This window comes from Propylenella binzhouense (assembly GCF_009866965.1).
Classification (GTDB): domain Bacteria; phylum Pseudomonadota; class Alphaproteobacteria; order Rhizobiales; family Afifellaceae; genus Propylenella; species Propylenella binzhouense.
This window is the reverse complement of record NZ_SPKJ01000058.1, coordinates 10,121-26,389: the sequence shown is the minus strand read 5'-3', so window position 1 is coordinate 26,389 and position 16,269 is coordinate 10,121. Positions and strand designations below refer to the sequence as shown.

Below are 16,269 nucleotides of genomic sequence, written 5' to 3'. Positions count from 1 at the left end.
CCGCCTTCGCGGTCGCCGCCGGCACGATAGCCGCCGCCACCGCCGCCGCCGCGCGGGCGGTCGCCGAATCCGCCGCCGCCGCCGGCGCCGAAGCCGCTGCTCACGTCACCGCCGAACTCGCGCTCGGCGCCAAACTCACGCTGTCCGCCACGCCGCGGCCCGCGATCCCGATCACGGCCGCCCGGCGGATCCAGAAACTCGTCGTCGTCGCCGCCGCGATTCCGTCCGTTCATCACTCAACCAGTCCTCTCGAAGAAGAAAAATAATCGACGGCGCCAATCAGCCAAAGGGCGGCGTCGACGCGGGCAAACGTGCGGTCTTTCGGAGAGGGCTTCATCAATTGGCCGGGAACCGGGATCCTCGGAGCCTCGTCGAACCTCGCCGGCTTCCGCATTCGAAGCCGTCGCTGCCTTGCTTATGCCTCACAGGAATCGCAACGGCAAGCGATTTCCGCGAGGCCGCCGGTGGCAGCGGCCCCGCACATGCGATTCCGGGGGGCGCCGATCCCGTCAGCAGGTCCTCGGCGCGACCTCCCTGCCGTCCACGGTGAGGCGGACGCGGGTGAGGCCGCGCGAGCGGAATCCCAGCTTCTTCGCCGCCGCGCTGCTCAGGTCGATGACCCGGCCGCCGACGAACGGGCCGCGGTCGTTGATGCGCACCGTCACCGCCCTGCCCGACTTGAGGTCCTCCACCGTCACCTTCGTCCCGAACGGCAGCGACCGGTGTGCGGCTGTCATGGCCTCGGGGTTCATTCTCTCCCCAGAGGCGGTTCTGCTGTGAAGCGCATACCAGGAGGCGCCGCCACACTGGGCCGACGCCGCTTCCATGCTCACAAACGTCAAAGCGGCAGCGGCCGCCACGGCAAGGGCTCTTGCCAGTTTCATTCGCCCATCTTCCCCTGTTGGTCCTCGGCCCCTGTTGCGGGGCCCGGCGCGTGTGCAGGGCAAAAGGGACGACAATCTGGCCCGGAGAAGAAAAATTCTGGCGCGGACGGAACCTTCCCACGATCAGTCCGTTATTTTGCCCTCCTGTCCGATCGCCTTCGGGCTCCAAACGAAGCACGCCGCCGGTCCGAGACCGGCGGCGTGCCACATTCAAGGTCTTGGGCCAGGCCCTGGGCCTGGCCTTGGGAAGGACGGGGTCAGGCGAGCTGCAGGTTGGTCGCCTGCGGGCCGCGGCCGCGCCGGTCCTGCTCCAGGTCGAAGCTCACGCGCATCCCCTCGGCAAGCGCCGGAATGCCCGCGCGCTGGACGGCGGAGACATGGACGAACACATCCTTGCCGCCCGCTTCCGGCGTGATGAAGCCGAAGCCGCGGGTGCTGTCGAAAAACTTGACCGTTCCGGTCTGGCTCATGGGAAGCCCCTTCTCGTTCGAAGTCGGATCGTCATTCGTGCGGCTGCGCCGCCACTCGCTCGAACGGGAAAGGCAATCGATCCTGCAGTTGCAGGGGCAGTCCAAACCGCAATCCGAGGACGCGCCCATCCAACACATGGCGCGTCGACCGAGGCAATATAGGAGCCATCACCGCGGGCGTCCAGAAGCGCGGGCGCCCTACTGCCGCGCATGCTGGCCCTCGCCGAAGAAGAGCCGCTCCCAGCTCTTCTGGGCCTTGTATCCCTCGCGGATGAAAGGCGTGAAGAACGCCATGTTCAGCACCAGCCAGTTGACCAGGCTGCCCGGGAACCGGAGCGGCTTGGCGAAATCGACGAACAGCACGACCCGGACCTTGTCGGAATGGTTCCACGCCTCGTGCTCGTAGGCGTCGTCGAAGACCAGGCCGCGACCCTCCTGCCAGTGGCAGACCTCGTCGCGGACCCGGATCGCGATCTTGTCCGGCTCGTCCGGAACGAGGAGCCCGAGATGGAAACGCAGCACGCCGTTATAGGGGCCGCGATGCGGCGGCAGGTGCTTGCCGGGCTCGAAGATCGAGAAGAGCGCGCTCTGGAGATCCGGGATCTTCTGAAGGATGCGCCAGGTCTCGGGGCATTGCCGGATCGCCGCGTCCGACCGGTGGCCGTAGGCATAGAAGAGATAGGTCTTCCAGTTCCGGTCGGCGCTGATCGAGGCGACGTCGCCGGCGATCTCGTGGAAGCCGGGAAGTTCGTCCTTGCGGACCAGCACCTGGTCGAGCTCGCGCCGGATGAGGTGCCATTCGCGCTCGACCTCGGCCACCCAGGGGAAGGTCGCATTGTCGTAGACGGGCGGGTTGCCCACCTTCGAGTAGCGCAGGTTCAGCCCTTCGGCCCAATGGACGAGGCCCATGACCACCCGGTTGAGAAGGCCCGGCCGCCTGTCCATCGACGGATCGAGCCCCGGCGTGCTGGCAACCTGCGCGTCGGTGTTCTGATTGCGGTCCCGGTCGGACTCCGCTTGCAAGGTCATCGTCATCGCTCCTGCTCCGGGCGTGCCGCCGGAGTTCTTGTGAGCCGATGGATACAGCCTGCGGGTCGGGGTTTCCAAGTGCCCGGCGATTTCTCAGGCACCGGAATCGGAACGGGCCGGCATCTCTGCCGGCCCGCTCGGACGCCTTCTCAGGCAGGTTCAGCGGCAGACGTGCCGGTAGCCGTCATAGCCGAGATAGGTCCCGGTCCGCGGGTCGAAGGAGCGGTATTTCGACGCGCAATAGGCGTACCAGTCGCCCGAATAGGGCGCCGCTCCGTAGACCGGCACGGTCTCGTAGACCGGGGCCGGAACGTAGCGCGGACCCGCCAGGGCGCTGCCGAGGATGGTGCCGACGGCGAGCCCGCCGATGATGCCGACCGCGACATCGCCGCCATCATAGTGATTGTGGTAGACGGGACCGCGATAGGGACCCCAGTAGCGCGGCCCGGCCTCTGCGCCGGCCGTGAAGCCGAGCAGGCCCATCGCCACGGCCGAAGCTGCGGCAATCGATTTCAAGAAACGCATCGGATCGACCTCCTGAGGACGCATGTCCCGCGCTCGCCAGAACGCTCGCCATGCGTCGAATGATGCGACAGTGCAGCATTCATCCTGAATGTCGGATGAATGCGCGAACCGGTCCGGCCGTTCCGGGCGCGGGCGGGCGGCGCGTTACCTCGGCTCGACTGGACGCCTTACGCCCATCCGCGCGCGGACTGCCGCCGGAACCTTGTAGTCCCGCATCATTGCTTCGGTATTTCGCAGTCCGCACAGCTCCCGCTGGATGACGAGGTGCCAGAGCGCCTCGCCGGCGGCATCGAGGAGCGCGGCGCGCGCTGCGGGCGGCTCCTCCGCTCCGGACCCGGCGCCATGTGCCGCGAGCGCGGCGAGCGCATCCTCCAGCCGCCGCCCTGCCCGTCCGAGCGCGGAGGCCTTCTCGGCGGCGACCTCGTACTCCAGCACATCCGCCGGGGCCTTGGCGGCGCGGGAATGCAGCGAACGCGGCGGACGCAGGACCACGGATCCTCCTTCGAGCGCCTCAAGATGGACGCTTCCGGCTGCGCCGGCAAGGCGCGGAACACCCGCCCGCGCGCGGCCGTTTCAGACCGCGAGAGCCAAGGAGAGGACAATGGGCCACAGTCACATGCCACCCGTGCCGCCTGACAGCCGCACCCGGAAGGGCACCGGCGGAGCCGAACGGCCCGCCACGGATGCGGCAAAGCGCAAGGGCCCGCCGGAAAACGCGGCGGAGCAGGCGCACCAGGGCAGCATCCACCAGAACACACATCACCAGGGCTACCAGCAGGACCGTTGACCATGCCCGAGCGAAACAAGGCGGCCGAGCGGTTCGGCGGCCCCGGATCGAGCCACCAGAACCGCGAGCACCCGGAGCAGTCCGATCCGCACGGCCCGAATCCCGTCGACCGGAAGAGCCGGAAGAACAGCGGCACGTCGGGCGGCGGCGGCGAGCCGGACCGGCATCACGCGCACGATCCGCGCGGCAAGGCCGGCGCCTGACGCACACTTCGCCTGCCGGGCCGGAACCGGCGCGGGCCGACAGGCATTTCCGTTTCGAATGCTGCGACGGCTCAATGCCGCAGCCAGCCAGTGGAAGGGGTTGATGTGGCACTTCGACGCTTGATCTACATCGCCGCGCTCGGAGCGGCGGGCTACCTCATCGCGCGGTCGATGCGCGAACGGGGCGAAGGCACCGGATATGCTGGCGGACATGGCGGCCGCTACCCGGCGAGAAGGCGGGCCGCCGCCTTCCGCGGCGGCTACGCCGACGGTCCGATGGATCGCGATTACGGCCGGGTCCGGCCGGCCGGAAGCGCGCAGACCCGCGACGACCGCAGGAGCTGGGACGAGGTGGACGAGGCGATCGACGAATCGTTCCCGGCGAGCGATCCGCCGTCCTTCACGCCCGGCGCCGTTTGACGCCGGGAGGCCAGGCGGCATCGGAGAACAAAGGCGGGGCGCCGGCTGCGGCGCCGCCGCGCGTCGTCATCGTCGGCGCCGGCTTCGGAGGCCTCGCCTGCGCACGGGCGCTCGGCAATGCGCGCGCCCGCGTCACCATCATTGACCGCCGCAACTACCACCTCTTCGTCCCCCTCCTCTACCAGGTCGCCACCGCGGCGCTCTCCCCGGCCGACATCGCCCAGCCCGTCCGCCGCATCCTCAGCCGATATCCCAACATCGAAGTCCTGATGGACGAGGTCACGGGCGTGGACTGGCCGGCCCGGACCGTCCGCCTGTCGAGCGGAGCGGAGATTGCCTACGACCGGCTCGTCCTCGCCACCGGCTCCCGCTACGCCTATTTCGGCCATGACGAATGGTCCGCCCGCGCGCCCGGGCTGAAGGGCATCGAGGATGCCAGGCGGATCCGCGCACGCCTTCTGCAAGGCTTCGAGCTCGCCGAAGCCTGCCGCGACCCCGAGCGCCAGCGGACGCTCACGACGACCGTGATCGTGGGCGGCGGCCCGACCGGCGTCGAGATGGCCGGTGCCGTCGCCGAGCTGTGCCGCTTCGCGCTCGCCCGCGACTTCCGCCATGTCGAGCCCCGCTCGGCGCGGGTGATCCTGCTCGAGGCCGGGCCGCGCATCCTGCCGCAGTTCCCCGAACGGCTTTCGGCCTATGCCGCGGAGCGGCTCCGGAGGCTCGGCGTGACGGTGCGGACCGGAAGCCCGGTCGAGGCGATCGAGGAAGGGATCGTCGTTGCCGCCGGCGAGCGGATCGCCGCCGGCACCATCGTGTGGGGAGCCGGCGTGCAGGCGACGAGCGCCTCCGGCTGGGTCCCCGCGGAGCGTGACCGCTCCGGCCGGATCGTCGTCGCGCCGGATCTCGGCGTGCCCTCGGTCGAGGGCGTCTACGCCATCGGCGACCTCGCCCACGCGAAGAGCGCGGACGGGACGCCGCTTCCCGGCCTCGCCCAGGTGGCGAGCCAGCAGGGAACGCATCTCGGCCGCTCGCTCTCGCGCGAATTCGAGGACGGCGTCCCGGTGCCGCCGTTCAGGTTCCGCGACCGCGGCAACACGGCGATCATCGGCCGGAACGCGGCGGTGTTCGATTTCGGCCGGCGCCAGCTGACCGGGCTGACGGCCTGGATCCTGTGGGCCGTCGTGCACGTCTATCTTCTTTCCGGCTTCGAGAAGCGGCTGAGCGTCACGCTCCAGTGGCTCTGGCGCTACGCGACCTACGAGCGGGGCGCCCGGCTCATCGATCCGAACCCGAACGCCGCCGAAGCGCGGAACGCCGGGCCCAGCTCCTAGGCGCGGCGCCCCTCCGGAACGAAAAAGGAGCGGCGCCGCGGCCGCTCCCTTCGAAACGGCGGGCGGGACCGGGCTCCCGCCCGTCCGCCCGCTGGTGCACGTGTCACATGCAGGTGCCGCTCGACTGCATGGTCTGGCCCTCCGGGCACTTCTTGGCTTCCGAGACCGGGGGCTCGACCGCCGTGCCGGTCGGAGAACCGGTCGGGCTCGCCGTGGTGTTGTCGACCCCGCCGCCGCCGCCGCTCGGGCCGCCCGTGTTCGAGGTCGCGCCCGTTCCGGCGCCCGCATTGCCGCCGGCTCCGCCGGTGCCGCCCGAGCTCTGCGCATAGGCCGGAGCCGCAGCGCCGATCGCGAGGGCGGCAAGGAGGGCGGTCGCCTTGATGGTGTCGAGCTTCATGGATTATCTCCCGATTCGTGGTGTCGATCGCCTTGGCGGTGCCGAAGACGGATCGCCTACCCAACATGGGACGCGTCCGGAGGTTCCGAGGAGATTGCAGGTTGCGCGCGGACACGTGAACGCTCGTGAAGGGGCGTCCCAAAGCGTACGCTCCAGGCTCTGCACGTTCCCCGGACGGCGGAACGCGGGCCCGGCGGCGGCGTTTTCCGTCCGGCTGCTGCGACGGAGGATCTCATGGCGGAGGACGAGGACCGGCGGCGGAAGGCCGGCGGGCGCGATGCGGTGCCGAACGAGCCCGGCAAGGACGTCGGGCATTCCCCGAACCCGCTCGCCGAGAAGAGCCGGCAGGTCGATGTCACCGCGCTGCAGCGGGCGGCGCGGAACGGGAAGCCGAAGCCCTAGGCGGTGTCGCGCACGGAGCCTGCCGGCGCGCCGCGTCCGCTTGCCCGCGGCGCGCTCCCGGCCGACACGGTCGCGCTCGCCCGCTTCCTGATCGGAAAGACGCTCGTCCGCGCCACCGCGGCCGGGATCCGTGCGGTGCGGATCGTCGAGACCGAGGCCTATGTCGCGGACGATCCGGCGAGCCACGCCTATCGCGGGCAGACGCGCCGGAACGCGGCGATGTTCCTCCGCCGCGGCCATGCCTACGTCTATATCGCCTATGGCTGCTGGCCGGTCCTCAACGTGTCGAGCGAGGCGGAGGGGATCGGCACGGCCGTCCTGTTGCGCGCCGGCGAGCCGCTCGCGGAGGCGGACGGGAACGGCGCCCCCGGCCCGAAGGCCGCGAGCGGTCCGGGACGGCTCGCGCGCCATCTCGGCATCACGCTCGCCGAGGACGGCGCCGATCTCTGCAGCGGCGGACCGCTCCACCTCGCCGCCGCGACGCGCCCGGCGGGCCCGATCGCGGTCGGGCCGCGGATCGGCATCACCAAGGCCGCCGAGCGCCCGCTCCGCTTCTTCGAGCTCGGCAATGCCGCCGTGAGCGGGCCCGCGCGGGGCAACCGGAAGCCGGGCCCGCCTTGACCGGCCGCCGCCGGCCGCGCTCTCCCGTCACGGCGCGGTCGGGCGCATCACGCCGTCTTCGCCGCGTTTCAGCGGGTTCTTCTGCATCGGCAGCGGCGCGCCCGGCATCTCGGCGATCGTGACGCCGTGCGGCCAGTCCGCCGGCGCGACGGCCACGTACCGCGCATAGCCGCCGGTCCCGCCGAGCGGCTTGGCGAAGCCGATCACGATCAGCGCCCCCGCCTCCGGCACCTGGTCGAGATTGGCGACCCCCTCGGCCTGGGCGAAATGGTTGTGCATCAGCCAGTATTCGCCCTCGAGCGTCGGCGTCGTGTCGGTGTCGAGCGGCTCATGGCCGTGGAACAGGATCTTCCGCTCATTGTGGAGGAACTTGAGCGCGTCGAGCGCGACGCCGGGAAACTTTGCGGCGCCGAAGGCCTCGATGTCGTCCCACTTCTTCGACCAGTCGGACCGCACCATCACCACCGAGCCCTCCGGGATCGTGCCGTGCTTCGCCTCCCAGGCTTCGATGTCGGCGACCTGCATGTGGTAGTCGGGTTTCTCCGCGACCTTGCCGGAAATGTCGATCACCACCAGCGGACGGACCGCGTAGGTCGCGGGGATGTCGGAGATCGTGGCTCCCATCGGCTCCCAGTGCGCCGGCGGATCGAGCTGGGTCCCGTACTGATCGGTCGGCAGGTCGTACGCCGTGGCGACGAAGCCGTGCTTCTCGTAGGTGAACTCCTCGCCGGTCTTCACGTAGCCCTCGATGTCCTTGCCTGCGACGGCGGGCTTGAACCGCGCGTTCCCGAAGCCGGGCCAGACCGCCTGCTTCGGTTCGAACGGATGCGTGAGGTCGATGTACCTGGCCGACTTGAAGATCTGATCGTAGGCCGTCCACAGGGACGAGGACTGCCCGGTGCCGCTCTGCGCGGCAGCCGGAGAAAGCGACGCCAGCGCAAGCCCGGCGGCGAGCGCAACGGCCGGAAGAGACATGGAAGACGCGCGCATGGATTCCCTCCTCAGCGGCCGTCCCCGCCGGAACGGCCGGCACCCGAAGCTTAGCCGCAACAGGCCCTGCCGCGCCACTTCCGCCCGACCGGAGCCGAATTCAGATCGATGTTTGCACTAGCGCAAAGAAAGGATGCGCCGATGGGTGTCTTAATCTTCGCGTCGAAAGAGAAGACACACCGACACAAGGACGAAGACAATGATTACCCGTCGCACCGCCCTCATCGGCACAGCCGTCGCCGCCGTTGCGGCTGCGGCGCCCGCGCTCGCCCAGGAGCAGCTCGCCGCCGCGGCCGCAGGCACCGCCAGCGCCGACGGCCTTCCGCACGTGAAGGCGAAGCTGGTCGCTCCTCCCGCGGTCATGGCGCACGAGCAGGTCGCCACCGGCGGCCCCAAGGTGGTCGAGTTCACGATGACCATCCACGAGAAGCAGATCGTGGTCGACGACGAAGGGACGACCTTCCAGGCGATGACGTTCGACGGATCCATGCCGGGACCGACGATGGTCGTCCACGAGGGCGACTATCTGCAGCTGACGCTGGTCAATCCCGACACCAACACGATGCCGCACAACATCGATTTCCACGCCGCCACCGGCGCGCTGGGCGGCGCCAAGCTCACCTTCATCAATCCGGGCGAGCAGGCGACCCTCCGCTTCAAGGCGACCCGCGCCGGCGTCTTCGTCTATCATTGCGCGCCCGAGGGCATGGTCCCCTGGCACGTGGTGAGCGGCATGAGCGGCACGGTGATGGTGCTGCCGCGCGGCGGCCTGAAGGACGCCGAAGGCAGGCCGCTCCGCTACGACCGGGCCTACACGATCGGCGAGTTCGACCTCTACATTCCGAGGGACGAGGACGGCAACTACAAGACCTACGAGAGCCCGGGCGACGCCTATGCCGACACGATCGAGGTGATGCGCAGGCTGATCCCGACCCATGTCGTCTTCAACGGCGCCAAGGGCGCGCTGACCGGCGACAACGCGATGACTGCGAAGGTGGGCGAGACGGTGCTCTTCATCCACAGCCAGGCGAACCGCGACACCCGCCCGCATCTGATCGGCGGCCACGGCGACTGGGTCTGGGAGGCGGGCAAGTTCGCCAACCCGCCGGAGCGCGACCTGGAGACCTGGTTCGTGCGGGGCGGCAGCGCGGGCGCGGCGCTCTATACGTTCCGCCAGCCCGGCATCTACGCCTACGTGAACCACAACCTCATCGAGGCGGCCGAGCTCGGCGCCACCGCCCACGTCAAGGTCGAGGGCGAGTGGAACGACGACCTGATGACGCAGATCAGCGGGCCGGCCCCGATCGCCGTGTAGCGTCCCCGTAGTGCGGTCCGCCCCGGGCGGGCCGCACTCCCTTCCGATGGAGCTTTCCGATGCGAATGCCCGTCAGGTTCATTGCGGCCGGGTTCGCCTCCGCCGCGCTCGTTTCCTTCATCCAGGGCTTCGCCCCGCCGCCGGACGGACCGGAGACGGTGCGGATCGCGCATGCCTCGGTCGCCTATCGCGAGCCGGGCGACTTCCTCCGCGACGGAGCGCCGGTCAACGGCCCGCGCCGGGAGATCCGCGCCGACACGCCCTTCGAGATCATGAAGCGCCAGGTCACCCGCGGCGAGTACGATTCCTGCGTCGCCGGCGGAGGCTGCCGGGCGCTCGACGGAGGCGGGGATGCCGATCTGCCGGCCGTGGGCGCGAGCTTCGTGGACGCCATGCGCTATGCCGCATGGCTTTCCGGGACGACCGGCGCGCTCTACCGGCTCCCGACAGACCGCGAATGGGCGATCGCCGCCGGGACGCGCTTCCGCGACGACGCCTATACCGAGGTGAGCGACCCGAAGAACCCCTCGAAGCGCTGGCTCGCCCTCTACGATGCGGAAGCGGCCGGCGAAGAGGCGGTCGACCCCACGCCCCGTCCCGCCGGCGCATTCGGCGCCAACGAGCGCGGCCTGCTCGACATGGCCGGGAACGTGTGGGAGTGGACGAGCACCTGCTTCGTGCGCCATCGGACCGACAGCCTGACCGGCGCGGCGAGCGAGCACGAGAATTGCGGCATCCGCGTCGCCGAGGGCCGCCATCGCGCATACCTTCCGACCTTCATCCGCGATCCGAAGGCGGGCGCCTGCTCCGTCGGCCTGCCGCCCGCCAATCTCGGCATAAGGCTCGTGCGCGAGGAGCGCTCCGGACTGGACGGGCTGCGGAACTTCCTCGGCTTCTGAGCGCCGGGCCGGCCCGGGCCACCGGTCCCCGGCCGGCTCCTACTCGACCGGCAGGCCGTTGCGCCGCCGCAGTTCGCGCATGAGCGCGGAATGGTCCAGCTCCGCGTCGCCATGCTCGACCACCTGGGCGAAGAGACCCGAGACGCATTCGGTGACCGGCAGCTCGAGCCCCTTGGACCGGGCATGGGCGGAGGCGGTGCGCATGTCCTTCAGCTGGTAGCGCGAGAGACCGCCGGGCCTGAAGTTCCGCTCGATCATGCGCAGGCCGTGGTTCCGCAGGATCGCGGAATCGGCGAAGCCGCCCATCAGCGCCTCGCGCACCGCCGCGGGATCGGCACCGCCGCGTTCCGCCAGCAGCAGCGCCTCGGCGACCGTCGCGATCGTGTTGCCGACGATCATCTGGTTGCAGAGCTTGGCGAGGTCGCCGCTTCCGGCGGGGCCGACGAGAGCCGGCCGGCCGAGCACGGCGAGCACCGGCTTCGCGCGCTCGAAATCCCCGCTCTCGCCGCCCGCCATGATCGCGAGCGTGCCGTCCGTCGCCCCCTTCTCGCCTCCCGAGACCGGCGCGTCCAGATAGCCGATGCCGGCCGCCCTGCAGCGCCGGGCGTGCTCCTGCGCCGTCTCGACCGGGATGGAGGCCATGTCGACGAGGAGAGCGCCCTGCCCCATGGCCGCGACCACGCCTTGGCCGAAGAACACGGCCTCGCTGGTGGGGCCGTCGGCGAGCATGCCGATCACGATCTCGGCGCCGTCTGCCGCCGCCCGCGGCTCGTCGGCCACGGTGCCGCCGAAGGGCAGCAGCCGCTCGGCCTTGTCGCGCGTCCGGTTCCACGCGCTGACGCGGTGGCCGGCCTCGCAGAGCCGCCGCGCCATCTGGAACCCCATGATGCCCGTACCCAGAAAGCCGATCTGCGCCATGTCTCCCCTCCCTTCGTCCCGCCGCGCCAGGACCGCGGCCCTGCCCGCTATGGGAGAGCCGTGGCGGGCATGCAAGTCCGTCGCGGCGCCTCCCCGCCGGGTCGCGAGGGGATTGCGTCGTCCCGCGGTTGCGCCGCCGGCGACCGCCCCGGCCGGAAGAAGTGAGCCGGCATCCTTGCGGAGCCCGCGCGGACGCCGCTAAGTTCGGCGGCCGGAGGAACGATGAAGCCCGATGTCCTGATTGCCGGCTCGCTGATGCCGCATGTACGGGCGGCGCTCGACGCCGCCTACGCCACCCACGACCTCGTCGGCGCGCCGGACCGGCAGGCGCTTCTGCGCGAGATCGGCCCGAGGATCCGCGCGATCGCGACGAGCACGTTCGACGGCTGCCCCGTCGCCCTGATGGAGGCCTGCCCGAAGGTCGAGATCATCGCGTCCTTCGGGGTCGGCGTCGACTCGCTCAACGTGGAGGATGCCCGCAGGCGCGGCATCGTCGTCGCCAACACGCCGGACGTGCTCAACGACGACGTCGCGAACATGGCCGTCGCGCTGGTGCTTGCGACGACGCGCAACATCGTCGCCAACGACCGCTATGTCCGCGCCGGCCGGTGGAAGCGCGAGGGCGACCCGCCGCTCGCCCGCGGCCTCGCCGGTCGCCGCGTCGGCATTGTCGGCTTCGGCCGCATCGGCAAGGCGATCGCACGCAAGCTCGGCGTGTTCGGCTGCGAGATCGTCTACCACACGCGCAATCCCCAGCCGGACCAGCCCTTCAGGCACTATCCGGACCTCGTCGAGATGGCCCGCGACAGCGCCCTCCTCGTGGTGATCACGCCCGGCGGAGCCGCCACGCAGAACCTGATCGACAGGGCCGTTATGGACGCGCTCGGACCCGAGGGCATCCTCGTCAACGTCGCGCGCGGCTCCGTGGTGGACGAGGCGGCGCTCGTCGCCGCGCTCCAGGAGGGGCGGCTCGGCGGCGCCGGGCTCGACGTCTTCGCGCGCGAGCCGGACGTGCCCGAGGCGCTCTTCGCGATGGAGAACGTGGTGCTGCAGCCCCACCAGGCGAGCGCGACCCGGGAGACCCGGCGCGCGATGGGAGACCTGGTCGTGACCAACCTCGCGGCCCATTTCGAGGGCCGGCCGCACGACGTCAGGCGGGTCGTCTGAGAGGCGGGCTCACCTGCCGCGCCGCCGGCCCACGAGATAGCCGGCCGCCAATGCGGTGGCGGCGGCGAGCACGACGGGATTGGTGAGGATGCCGCCCGAACTCAGCAGGCGGCCGAGCTCGGCATACTGATCCTGCATCCCGGCGCTGGCGGAGGCGTCGATCCGGCGGATCTCCTCCCGCGGCGCGCGGCGGGCGAAGAGGAAGAGCACGAGCGCGACGAGGAGAAGGAATCCGCCGACCGCCCCGGCCGCCCCGATCGGGCCGAGCACCGGCACGAGCGCGACATAAGCGGCCACCAGGCCGAAGGCCGCGGCGCCCACGAAAAACAGCCCGGCAAGCGCGAACAGGACGAGCCTGATCGCGAGCGCCCGCATGCGGCTGCGGATGTTGGCGGCCGCCAGCGCCAGGCCGGCCGTCGTGGCGAACCGCAGCATCAGGTCAGCGGCTGGAGATCATGCCGATCAGGAAGCCGAGCCCGAGCGCCACGAGAACCGCCGTCAGGGGATTCCGGCTGATCTGGTCCTCGAACTCCTCGCCCACCGCGCGCGCCTCGGCGAGGACCGCATCGGCCTGGCGCCGTCCCTCCCGGTAATAATCGTCTGCCGTGCGCTCCACCTTCTCGCGGCCCTCGCGCGCGCTCGCCCTTGCGAGATCGGAAAGCGTGGCCGCCAAAGCGGAAATGTCAGTCTTCAGGAGATCGATCTGCGCGGACAGCGACTTGACGTCCTCCGCCGTCGCGCCATCCGTGGCGTCCGCCCCGCTCGAGCGTGTCGTGCCGGACCGTCCGGACGTCGCTTCGCTGGCCATGTCGGCTGCTCCCTGGCTTCGGTGAGTTTCCCTTCGGGCAGAACGTGTCCGAAGCCGCTTCGTTCCCCGGCTCACGATAGGCGCCGGGCCGGGCTTCCGCAACCGGCGCGGCTCAGGCCGCGTCACGTCCCGGCGCGGCGCGGTGCGCGGCGATGGTGCCGCCGCCCAGGACGCGGGCGTCCGGGCCGTCGCCCGCATAGACCACGCATGCCTGGCCGGGCGCCACGCCCATCTCGGCATTGGAGAGGATCACCCGCACCTCGCCGTCCTCGACCGTCAGGACGGCCGGGGCCGGCGGGCGGGTCGAACGGACCCGCACATGGACCGGCAGGCCCTCCGCCGCCGCGCTCGCGAGCGCCCCCTCGCCGATCCAGTTGAAGTTCCGCAGCGCGAGCGTGCGCGCGGCGAGCGCCTCGCGCGGGCCGACGACGACGCGGGCGTTCTCCGCGTCGAGCCTGACCACGAAGAGCGGGGCGCCGGCGGCGATGCCGATCCCGCGCCGCTGGCCGACCGTGTAGTTGATGACGCCGGTATGCCGGCCGAGCACCCGCCCGTCGACATGGACGATGTCGCCCGGCTCCGCCGCGCCCGGCTTCAGCTTCTCGATCACGTCCGTGTAGCGCCCGCGCGGCACGAAGCAGATGTCCTGGCTGTCGTGCTTGTCGGCGACGGGAAGCCCGAGATCGCGCGCGATCGCCCGCGTCTCGTCCTTCGTCAGGTCGCCGAGCGGAAAGCGCAGGAAGTCGAGCTGCGCCGGCGTCGTGGCGAACAGGAAGTAGCTCTGGTCGCGGTCGAGATCGACCGGCCGGAACAGCGCCCGCCGCCCGCCCAGCACGGCCGAGCGGACGTAGTGGCCGGTCGCCAGTGCTGCCGCGCCGAGTTGATGTGCCGTCTCAAGAAGGTCCGAGAACTTGACGGTCTGATTGCAGGAAACGCACGGGATCGGCGTCTCGCCGCGGGCGTAGCTCTCGGCGAAGGGCTCGATCACCGCCTGCCGGAACCGCGCCTCGTAATCGAGCACGTAATGGGGAATGCCGAGGCGGGCGGCGACGGCGCGCGCGTCCTGGATGTCCTGGCCCGCGCAGCAGGCCCCGGCGCGGTGCACCGCCGCCCCGTGGTCGTAGAGCTGGAGGGTGATGCCGACGACGTCGTAGCCGGCCGCCTTCACCAGCCCCGCCACCACCGAGGAATCGACGCCGCCCGACATCGCGACGACGATACGGGTCGCGCTGCGCTCGCCGGAAATGCCGAGATCTAAGTCCATGGTAAACGCCTGCCTTGGGCGCCCGGACTATAGCCGAACACGGTGGAACGGCAAGGCCGGGCCTCGTTCAAATTGTTAAGCAATTCAACGCCGTGCACTTAGGTGAATCTTAAGGCGGCGCGGCATAGAAGTGGACCGTCGAAGTGTTTGCGTATGAGTCCTCAATGGCCGACCATATCCGTCCGCGGGTGAAGTACGTGATCGGTCCCGATGGGAGTCCTTTGACCATCGCGGACCTGCCCGCTGCGAATACCAAGCGCTGGGTGATCCGGCGCAAAGCTGAAGTGGTCGCCGCCGTGCGCGGCGGGCTGCTGAGCTTGGAGGAGGCCTGCGACCGATACACCCTCACCGTCGAAGAGTTCCTGTCCTGGCAGATGTCCATCGACCAGCACGGCCTAGCCGGGCTGCGGACCACCAAGATCCAGAAATATAGGGGCTGAGCGGCAGACCGCAGCCCCCGTCCTGCTGCCGCACCTGCGGCCACGACCGTCAGACACCTTCCCACTTCGCTCCGACGCGCGTAAGCCCCATTTCGGCACAGGGGGCGCGCTTGAGCACCGGCACACATGAATACGAGGACGATCCGCGGAACGCGTCGATCCTGATCTCCGTGAACGGGGAGCTCGTCCCGCGGGAGCGCGCGACGGTGTCCGTCTTCGACGCCGGCTTCGTGCTCGGCGACGGCATCTGGGAGGGCCTGCGCGTGACGGAAGGCGGCATCGCCTTCCTGGACGCCCATCTCGACCGCCTGTTCGAGGGCGCGAAGGCGATCGACATGGCCGTCGGCCTGACCCGGGCGGAGCTTGCCGAGCGCCTGTTCGAATGCTTGCGCGCCAACGGGATGGAAGACGGCGTTCACGTGCGCCTGATGGTCACGCGGGGCGTGAAGCGGACGCCCTACCAGGATCCGCGCGTCACGATCGGCCCCGCCACGATCGTCATCATCCCCGAGTTCAAGCTGCCGCGGCCGGAGGTCGTGGCGCGGGGCATCACCCTCTTCACGGCCCATATCCGGCGCACCGGCCCCGCCGAGCAGGACCAGAAGCTCAACTCGCATTCCAAGCTCAACTGCATCCTCGCCTGCATCCAGGCCGCCAAGGCCGGCGCGGACGAGGCGCTGATGCTCGATCCCGCCGGCTTCGTCGCCACGTGCAATTCCACCCATTTCTTCATCGTCCGCCGGGGCGAATTGTGGACCTCCCCGCCGGATTATTGCCTCGGCGGCATCACGCGCGGCAACGTTCTTCGCGCGGCGCGCGAGGCAGGCATCCCAACCTTCGAGAAACGCTTCTCGAACACGGACGTTTACGGAGCGGATGAAGCCTTCGTCACCGGTACGTTCGCAGGCCTCGTCCATGTCCGCTCGGTCGACGGCAGGACGATCGGCTGGGACGAGGGCCGCGAAGGCGCCGGGCCGGTCACGCACGCGCTCGCGGCCGCCTATCGCCGGCTTGTCCGGAATTCCCTGACCGCGATCCCCGCCGCCGCAACACGGGAGTGAAGCAGATGACCATCGAGACAGCCTCGGGCGAACGCCCGATCGAGATCGAGCGGGCCGGGTCCTCGGGCCGCTACGTGATGCCGCTCGGCGGCGGCGAGGAGGCGCAGCTCCTCTTCCGCGACGAGCGCCCGGACATCTTCGCGATCACCTATGTGGAGGTGCCGCCGAGCCATCGCGGCCGGCGCCTCGGTGAACGGCTCGTGGAGCACGCCGTCGAGGCGGCGCGGCGGAACGGCCAGAAGGTCGTGCCCTATTGCTCGTTCGCGCGGCGGGTGTTCGAGGCGCGCGCGGACTGGGCGGACCTCCGTCCGAAAGCGGCGCGCTGACCGGGACGGGAC

The 16,269-nt window shown here is 70.3% G+C and carries 24 protein-coding genes; 13 read left to right on the top strand and 11 right to left on the bottom strand.

The annotated features are described in order from the left end of the window. Positions 1–266: hypothetical protein (locus tag E4O86_RS15300; RefSeq protein ID WP_205520902.1), on the top strand; the 266-nt coding region annotated here is incomplete at its 5' end. 243 nt (positions 267–509) lie between these two features. On the opposite strand, the gene E4O86_RS15295 is transcribed toward E4O86_RS15300, so the two are convergent. The 5 genes from E4O86_RS15295 to E4O86_RS15275 all read right to left on the bottom strand — a co-directional run bounded on the left by E4O86_RS15295 (position 510) and on the right by E4O86_RS15275 (position 3,400). After that, a complete protein-coding gene (locus E4O86_RS15295) occupies positions 510–884 on the bottom strand; it encodes a septal ring lytic transglycosylase RlpA family protein (RefSeq protein ID WP_161141422.1) in 375 nt (124 codons plus the stop codon). A 257-nt stretch (positions 885–1,141) separates the two neighbouring features. Next, a complete protein-coding gene (locus E4O86_RS15290) occupies positions 1,142–1,354 on the bottom strand; it encodes a cold-shock protein (RefSeq protein WP_161141421.1) in 213 nt (70 codons plus the stop codon). A 198-nt stretch (positions 1,355–1,552) separates the two neighbouring features. Continuing rightward, a complete protein-coding gene (locus tag E4O86_RS15285; protein ID WP_161141420.1) occupies positions 1,553–2,383 on the bottom strand; it encodes an aspartyl/asparaginyl beta-hydroxylase domain-containing protein in 831 nt (276 codons plus the stop codon). Between the two features lie 159 nt (positions 2,384–2,542). Next, positions 2,543–2,908, bottom strand: coding sequence for a BA14K family protein (locus tag E4O86_RS15280; RefSeq protein WP_161141419.1), 366 nt, complete (start codon positions 2,906–2,908; stop codon positions 2,543–2,545). A gap of 144 nt (positions 2,909–3,052) precedes the next feature. After that, positions 3,053–3,400 carry a DUF6665 family protein gene (locus E4O86_RS15275; protein ID WP_343039175.1) on the bottom strand — a complete coding sequence of 116 codons (348 nt, stop codon included), beginning with the start codon at positions 3,398–3,400 and terminating at the stop codon, positions 3,053–3,055. A 109-nt stretch (positions 3,401–3,509) separates the two neighbouring features. On the opposite strand from E4O86_RS15275, the gene E4O86_RS23240 reads away from it, so the two are divergent. The 4 genes from E4O86_RS23240 to E4O86_RS15265 all read left to right on the top strand — a co-directional run bounded on the left by E4O86_RS23240 (position 3,510) and on the right by E4O86_RS15265 (position 5,649). Next, positions 3,510–3,695 carry a hypothetical protein gene (locus tag E4O86_RS23240; RefSeq protein ID WP_205520905.1) on the top strand — a complete coding sequence of 62 codons (186 nt, stop codon included), beginning with the start codon at positions 3,510–3,512 and terminating at the stop codon, positions 3,693–3,695. Positions 3,696–3,697: 2 nt separating this feature from the next. Continuing rightward, positions 3,698–3,898: a hypothetical protein gene (locus tag E4O86_RS15270; protein WP_161141418.1), complete on the top strand. Its 201-nt coding sequence runs from the start codon at positions 3,698–3,700 to the stop codon at positions 3,896–3,898. A 105-nt stretch (positions 3,899–4,003) separates the two neighbouring features. Beyond that, on the top strand, positions 4,004–4,318 hold the full coding sequence (locus E4O86_RS23235) for a hypothetical protein (protein ID WP_205520901.1): 315 nt from the start codon (positions 4,004–4,006) through the stop codon (positions 4,316–4,318). Further along, positions 4,315–5,649, top strand: a complete 1,335-nt coding sequence (locus E4O86_RS15265) for an NAD(P)/FAD-dependent oxidoreductase (RefSeq protein WP_161141417.1) — start codon at positions 4,315–4,317, stop codon at positions 5,647–5,649. Before E4O86_RS23235 ends, E4O86_RS15265 begins: the two co-directional genes overlap by 4 nt. Positions 5,650–5,752: 103 nt before the next feature. Here the strand turns inward: E4O86_RS15265 and E4O86_RS15260 are convergent, their stop codons facing one another. Next, complete coding sequence (locus E4O86_RS15260; protein WP_161141416.1) at positions 5,753–6,046, bottom strand: hypothetical protein; 294 nt, start codon at positions 6,044–6,046, stop codon at positions 5,753–5,755. 234 nt (positions 6,047–6,280) lie between these two features. On the opposite strand from E4O86_RS15260, the gene E4O86_RS15255 reads away from it, so the two are divergent. Beyond that, positions 6,281–6,448, top strand: coding sequence for a hypothetical protein (locus E4O86_RS15255; protein WP_161141415.1), 168 nt, complete (start codon positions 6,281–6,283; stop codon positions 6,446–6,448). 3 nt (positions 6,449–6,451) lie between these two features. Beyond that, the gene (locus E4O86_RS15250; RefSeq protein ID WP_161141414.1) at positions 6,452–7,069 is read left to right on the top strand and encodes a DNA-3-methyladenine glycosylase; all 618 of its coding nucleotides are present in this window, start codon (positions 6,452–6,454) and stop codon (positions 7,067–7,069) included. A gap of 27 nt (positions 7,070–7,096) precedes the next feature. On the opposite strand, the gene E4O86_RS15245 is transcribed toward E4O86_RS15250, so the two are convergent. Beyond that, a complete protein-coding gene (locus E4O86_RS15245) occupies positions 7,097–8,059 on the bottom strand; it encodes a cyclase family protein (RefSeq protein WP_246206430.1) in 963 nt (320 codons plus the stop codon). Between the two features lie 199 nt (positions 8,060–8,258). Between E4O86_RS15245 and nirK the strand changes: the two genes are divergently transcribed. Both nirK and E4O86_RS15235 read left to right on the top strand, forming a co-directional pair. Continuing rightward, on the top strand, positions 8,259–9,374 hold the full coding sequence (gene nirK, locus E4O86_RS15240) for a copper-containing nitrite reductase (protein WP_161141413.1): 1,116 nt from the start codon (positions 8,259–8,261) through the stop codon (positions 9,372–9,374). A 59-nt stretch (positions 9,375–9,433) separates the two neighbouring features. Then, positions 9,434–10,273, top strand: coding sequence for an SUMF1/EgtB/PvdO family nonheme iron enzyme (locus E4O86_RS15235; RefSeq protein WP_246206429.1), 840 nt, complete (start codon positions 9,434–9,436; stop codon positions 10,271–10,273). Between the two features lie 39 nt (positions 10,274–10,312). On the opposite strand, the gene E4O86_RS15230 is transcribed toward E4O86_RS15235, so the two are convergent. After that, positions 10,313–11,191, bottom strand: a complete 879-nt coding sequence (locus E4O86_RS15230) for an NAD(P)-dependent oxidoreductase (protein ID WP_161141412.1) — start codon at positions 11,189–11,191, stop codon at positions 10,313–10,315. A gap of 222 nt (positions 11,192–11,413) precedes the next feature. Here E4O86_RS15230 and E4O86_RS15225 point away from each other — a divergent pair, with 222 nt between their 5' ends. Continuing rightward, positions 11,414–12,358 (top strand): 2-hydroxyacid dehydrogenase, encoded by a 945-nt coding sequence (locus tag E4O86_RS15225; protein WP_161141411.1) that lies wholly within the window; start codon positions 11,414–11,416, stop codon positions 12,356–12,358. Positions 12,359–12,367: 9 nt separating this feature from the next. Here the strand turns inward: E4O86_RS15225 and E4O86_RS15220 are convergent, their stop codons facing one another. From E4O86_RS15220 to mnmA, 3 genes are all read right to left on the bottom strand, one after another. Then, positions 12,368–12,793 (bottom strand): hypothetical protein, encoded by a 426-nt coding sequence (locus E4O86_RS15220; RefSeq protein WP_161141410.1) that lies wholly within the window; start codon positions 12,791–12,793, stop codon positions 12,368–12,370. 4 nt (positions 12,794–12,797) lie between these two features. Next, positions 12,798–13,166, bottom strand: a complete 369-nt coding sequence (locus tag E4O86_RS15215) for an ElaB/YgaM/YqjD family protein (protein ID WP_161141409.1) — start codon at positions 13,164–13,166, stop codon at positions 12,798–12,800. Between the two features lie 112 nt (positions 13,167–13,278). Continuing rightward, positions 13,279–14,430 carry a tRNA 2-thiouridine(34) synthase MnmA gene (mnmA, locus tag E4O86_RS15210; RefSeq protein ID WP_161141408.1) on the bottom strand — a complete coding sequence of 384 codons (1,152 nt, stop codon included), beginning with the start codon at positions 14,428–14,430 and terminating at the stop codon, positions 13,279–13,281. A 164-nt stretch (positions 14,431–14,594) separates the two neighbouring features. On the opposite strand from mnmA, the gene sciP reads away from it, so the two are divergent. From sciP to E4O86_RS15195, 3 genes are all read left to right on the top strand, one after another. After that, a complete protein-coding gene (gene sciP, locus E4O86_RS15205; RefSeq protein ID WP_161141407.1) occupies positions 14,595–14,870 on the top strand; it encodes a CtrA inhibitor SciP in 276 nt (91 codons plus the stop codon). A gap of 110 nt (positions 14,871–14,980) precedes the next feature. Continuing rightward, the gene (locus tag E4O86_RS15200) at positions 14,981–15,931 is read left to right on the top strand and encodes an aminotransferase class IV (protein ID WP_161141406.1); all 951 of its coding nucleotides are present in this window, start codon (positions 14,981–14,983) and stop codon (positions 15,929–15,931) included. A gap of 5 nt (positions 15,932–15,936) precedes the next feature. Further along, positions 15,937–16,257, top strand: coding sequence for a GNAT family N-acetyltransferase (locus E4O86_RS15195; protein WP_161141405.1), 321 nt, complete (start codon positions 15,937–15,939; stop codon positions 16,255–16,257). The last annotated feature ends 12 nt before the right edge of the window (positions 16,258–16,269 follow it).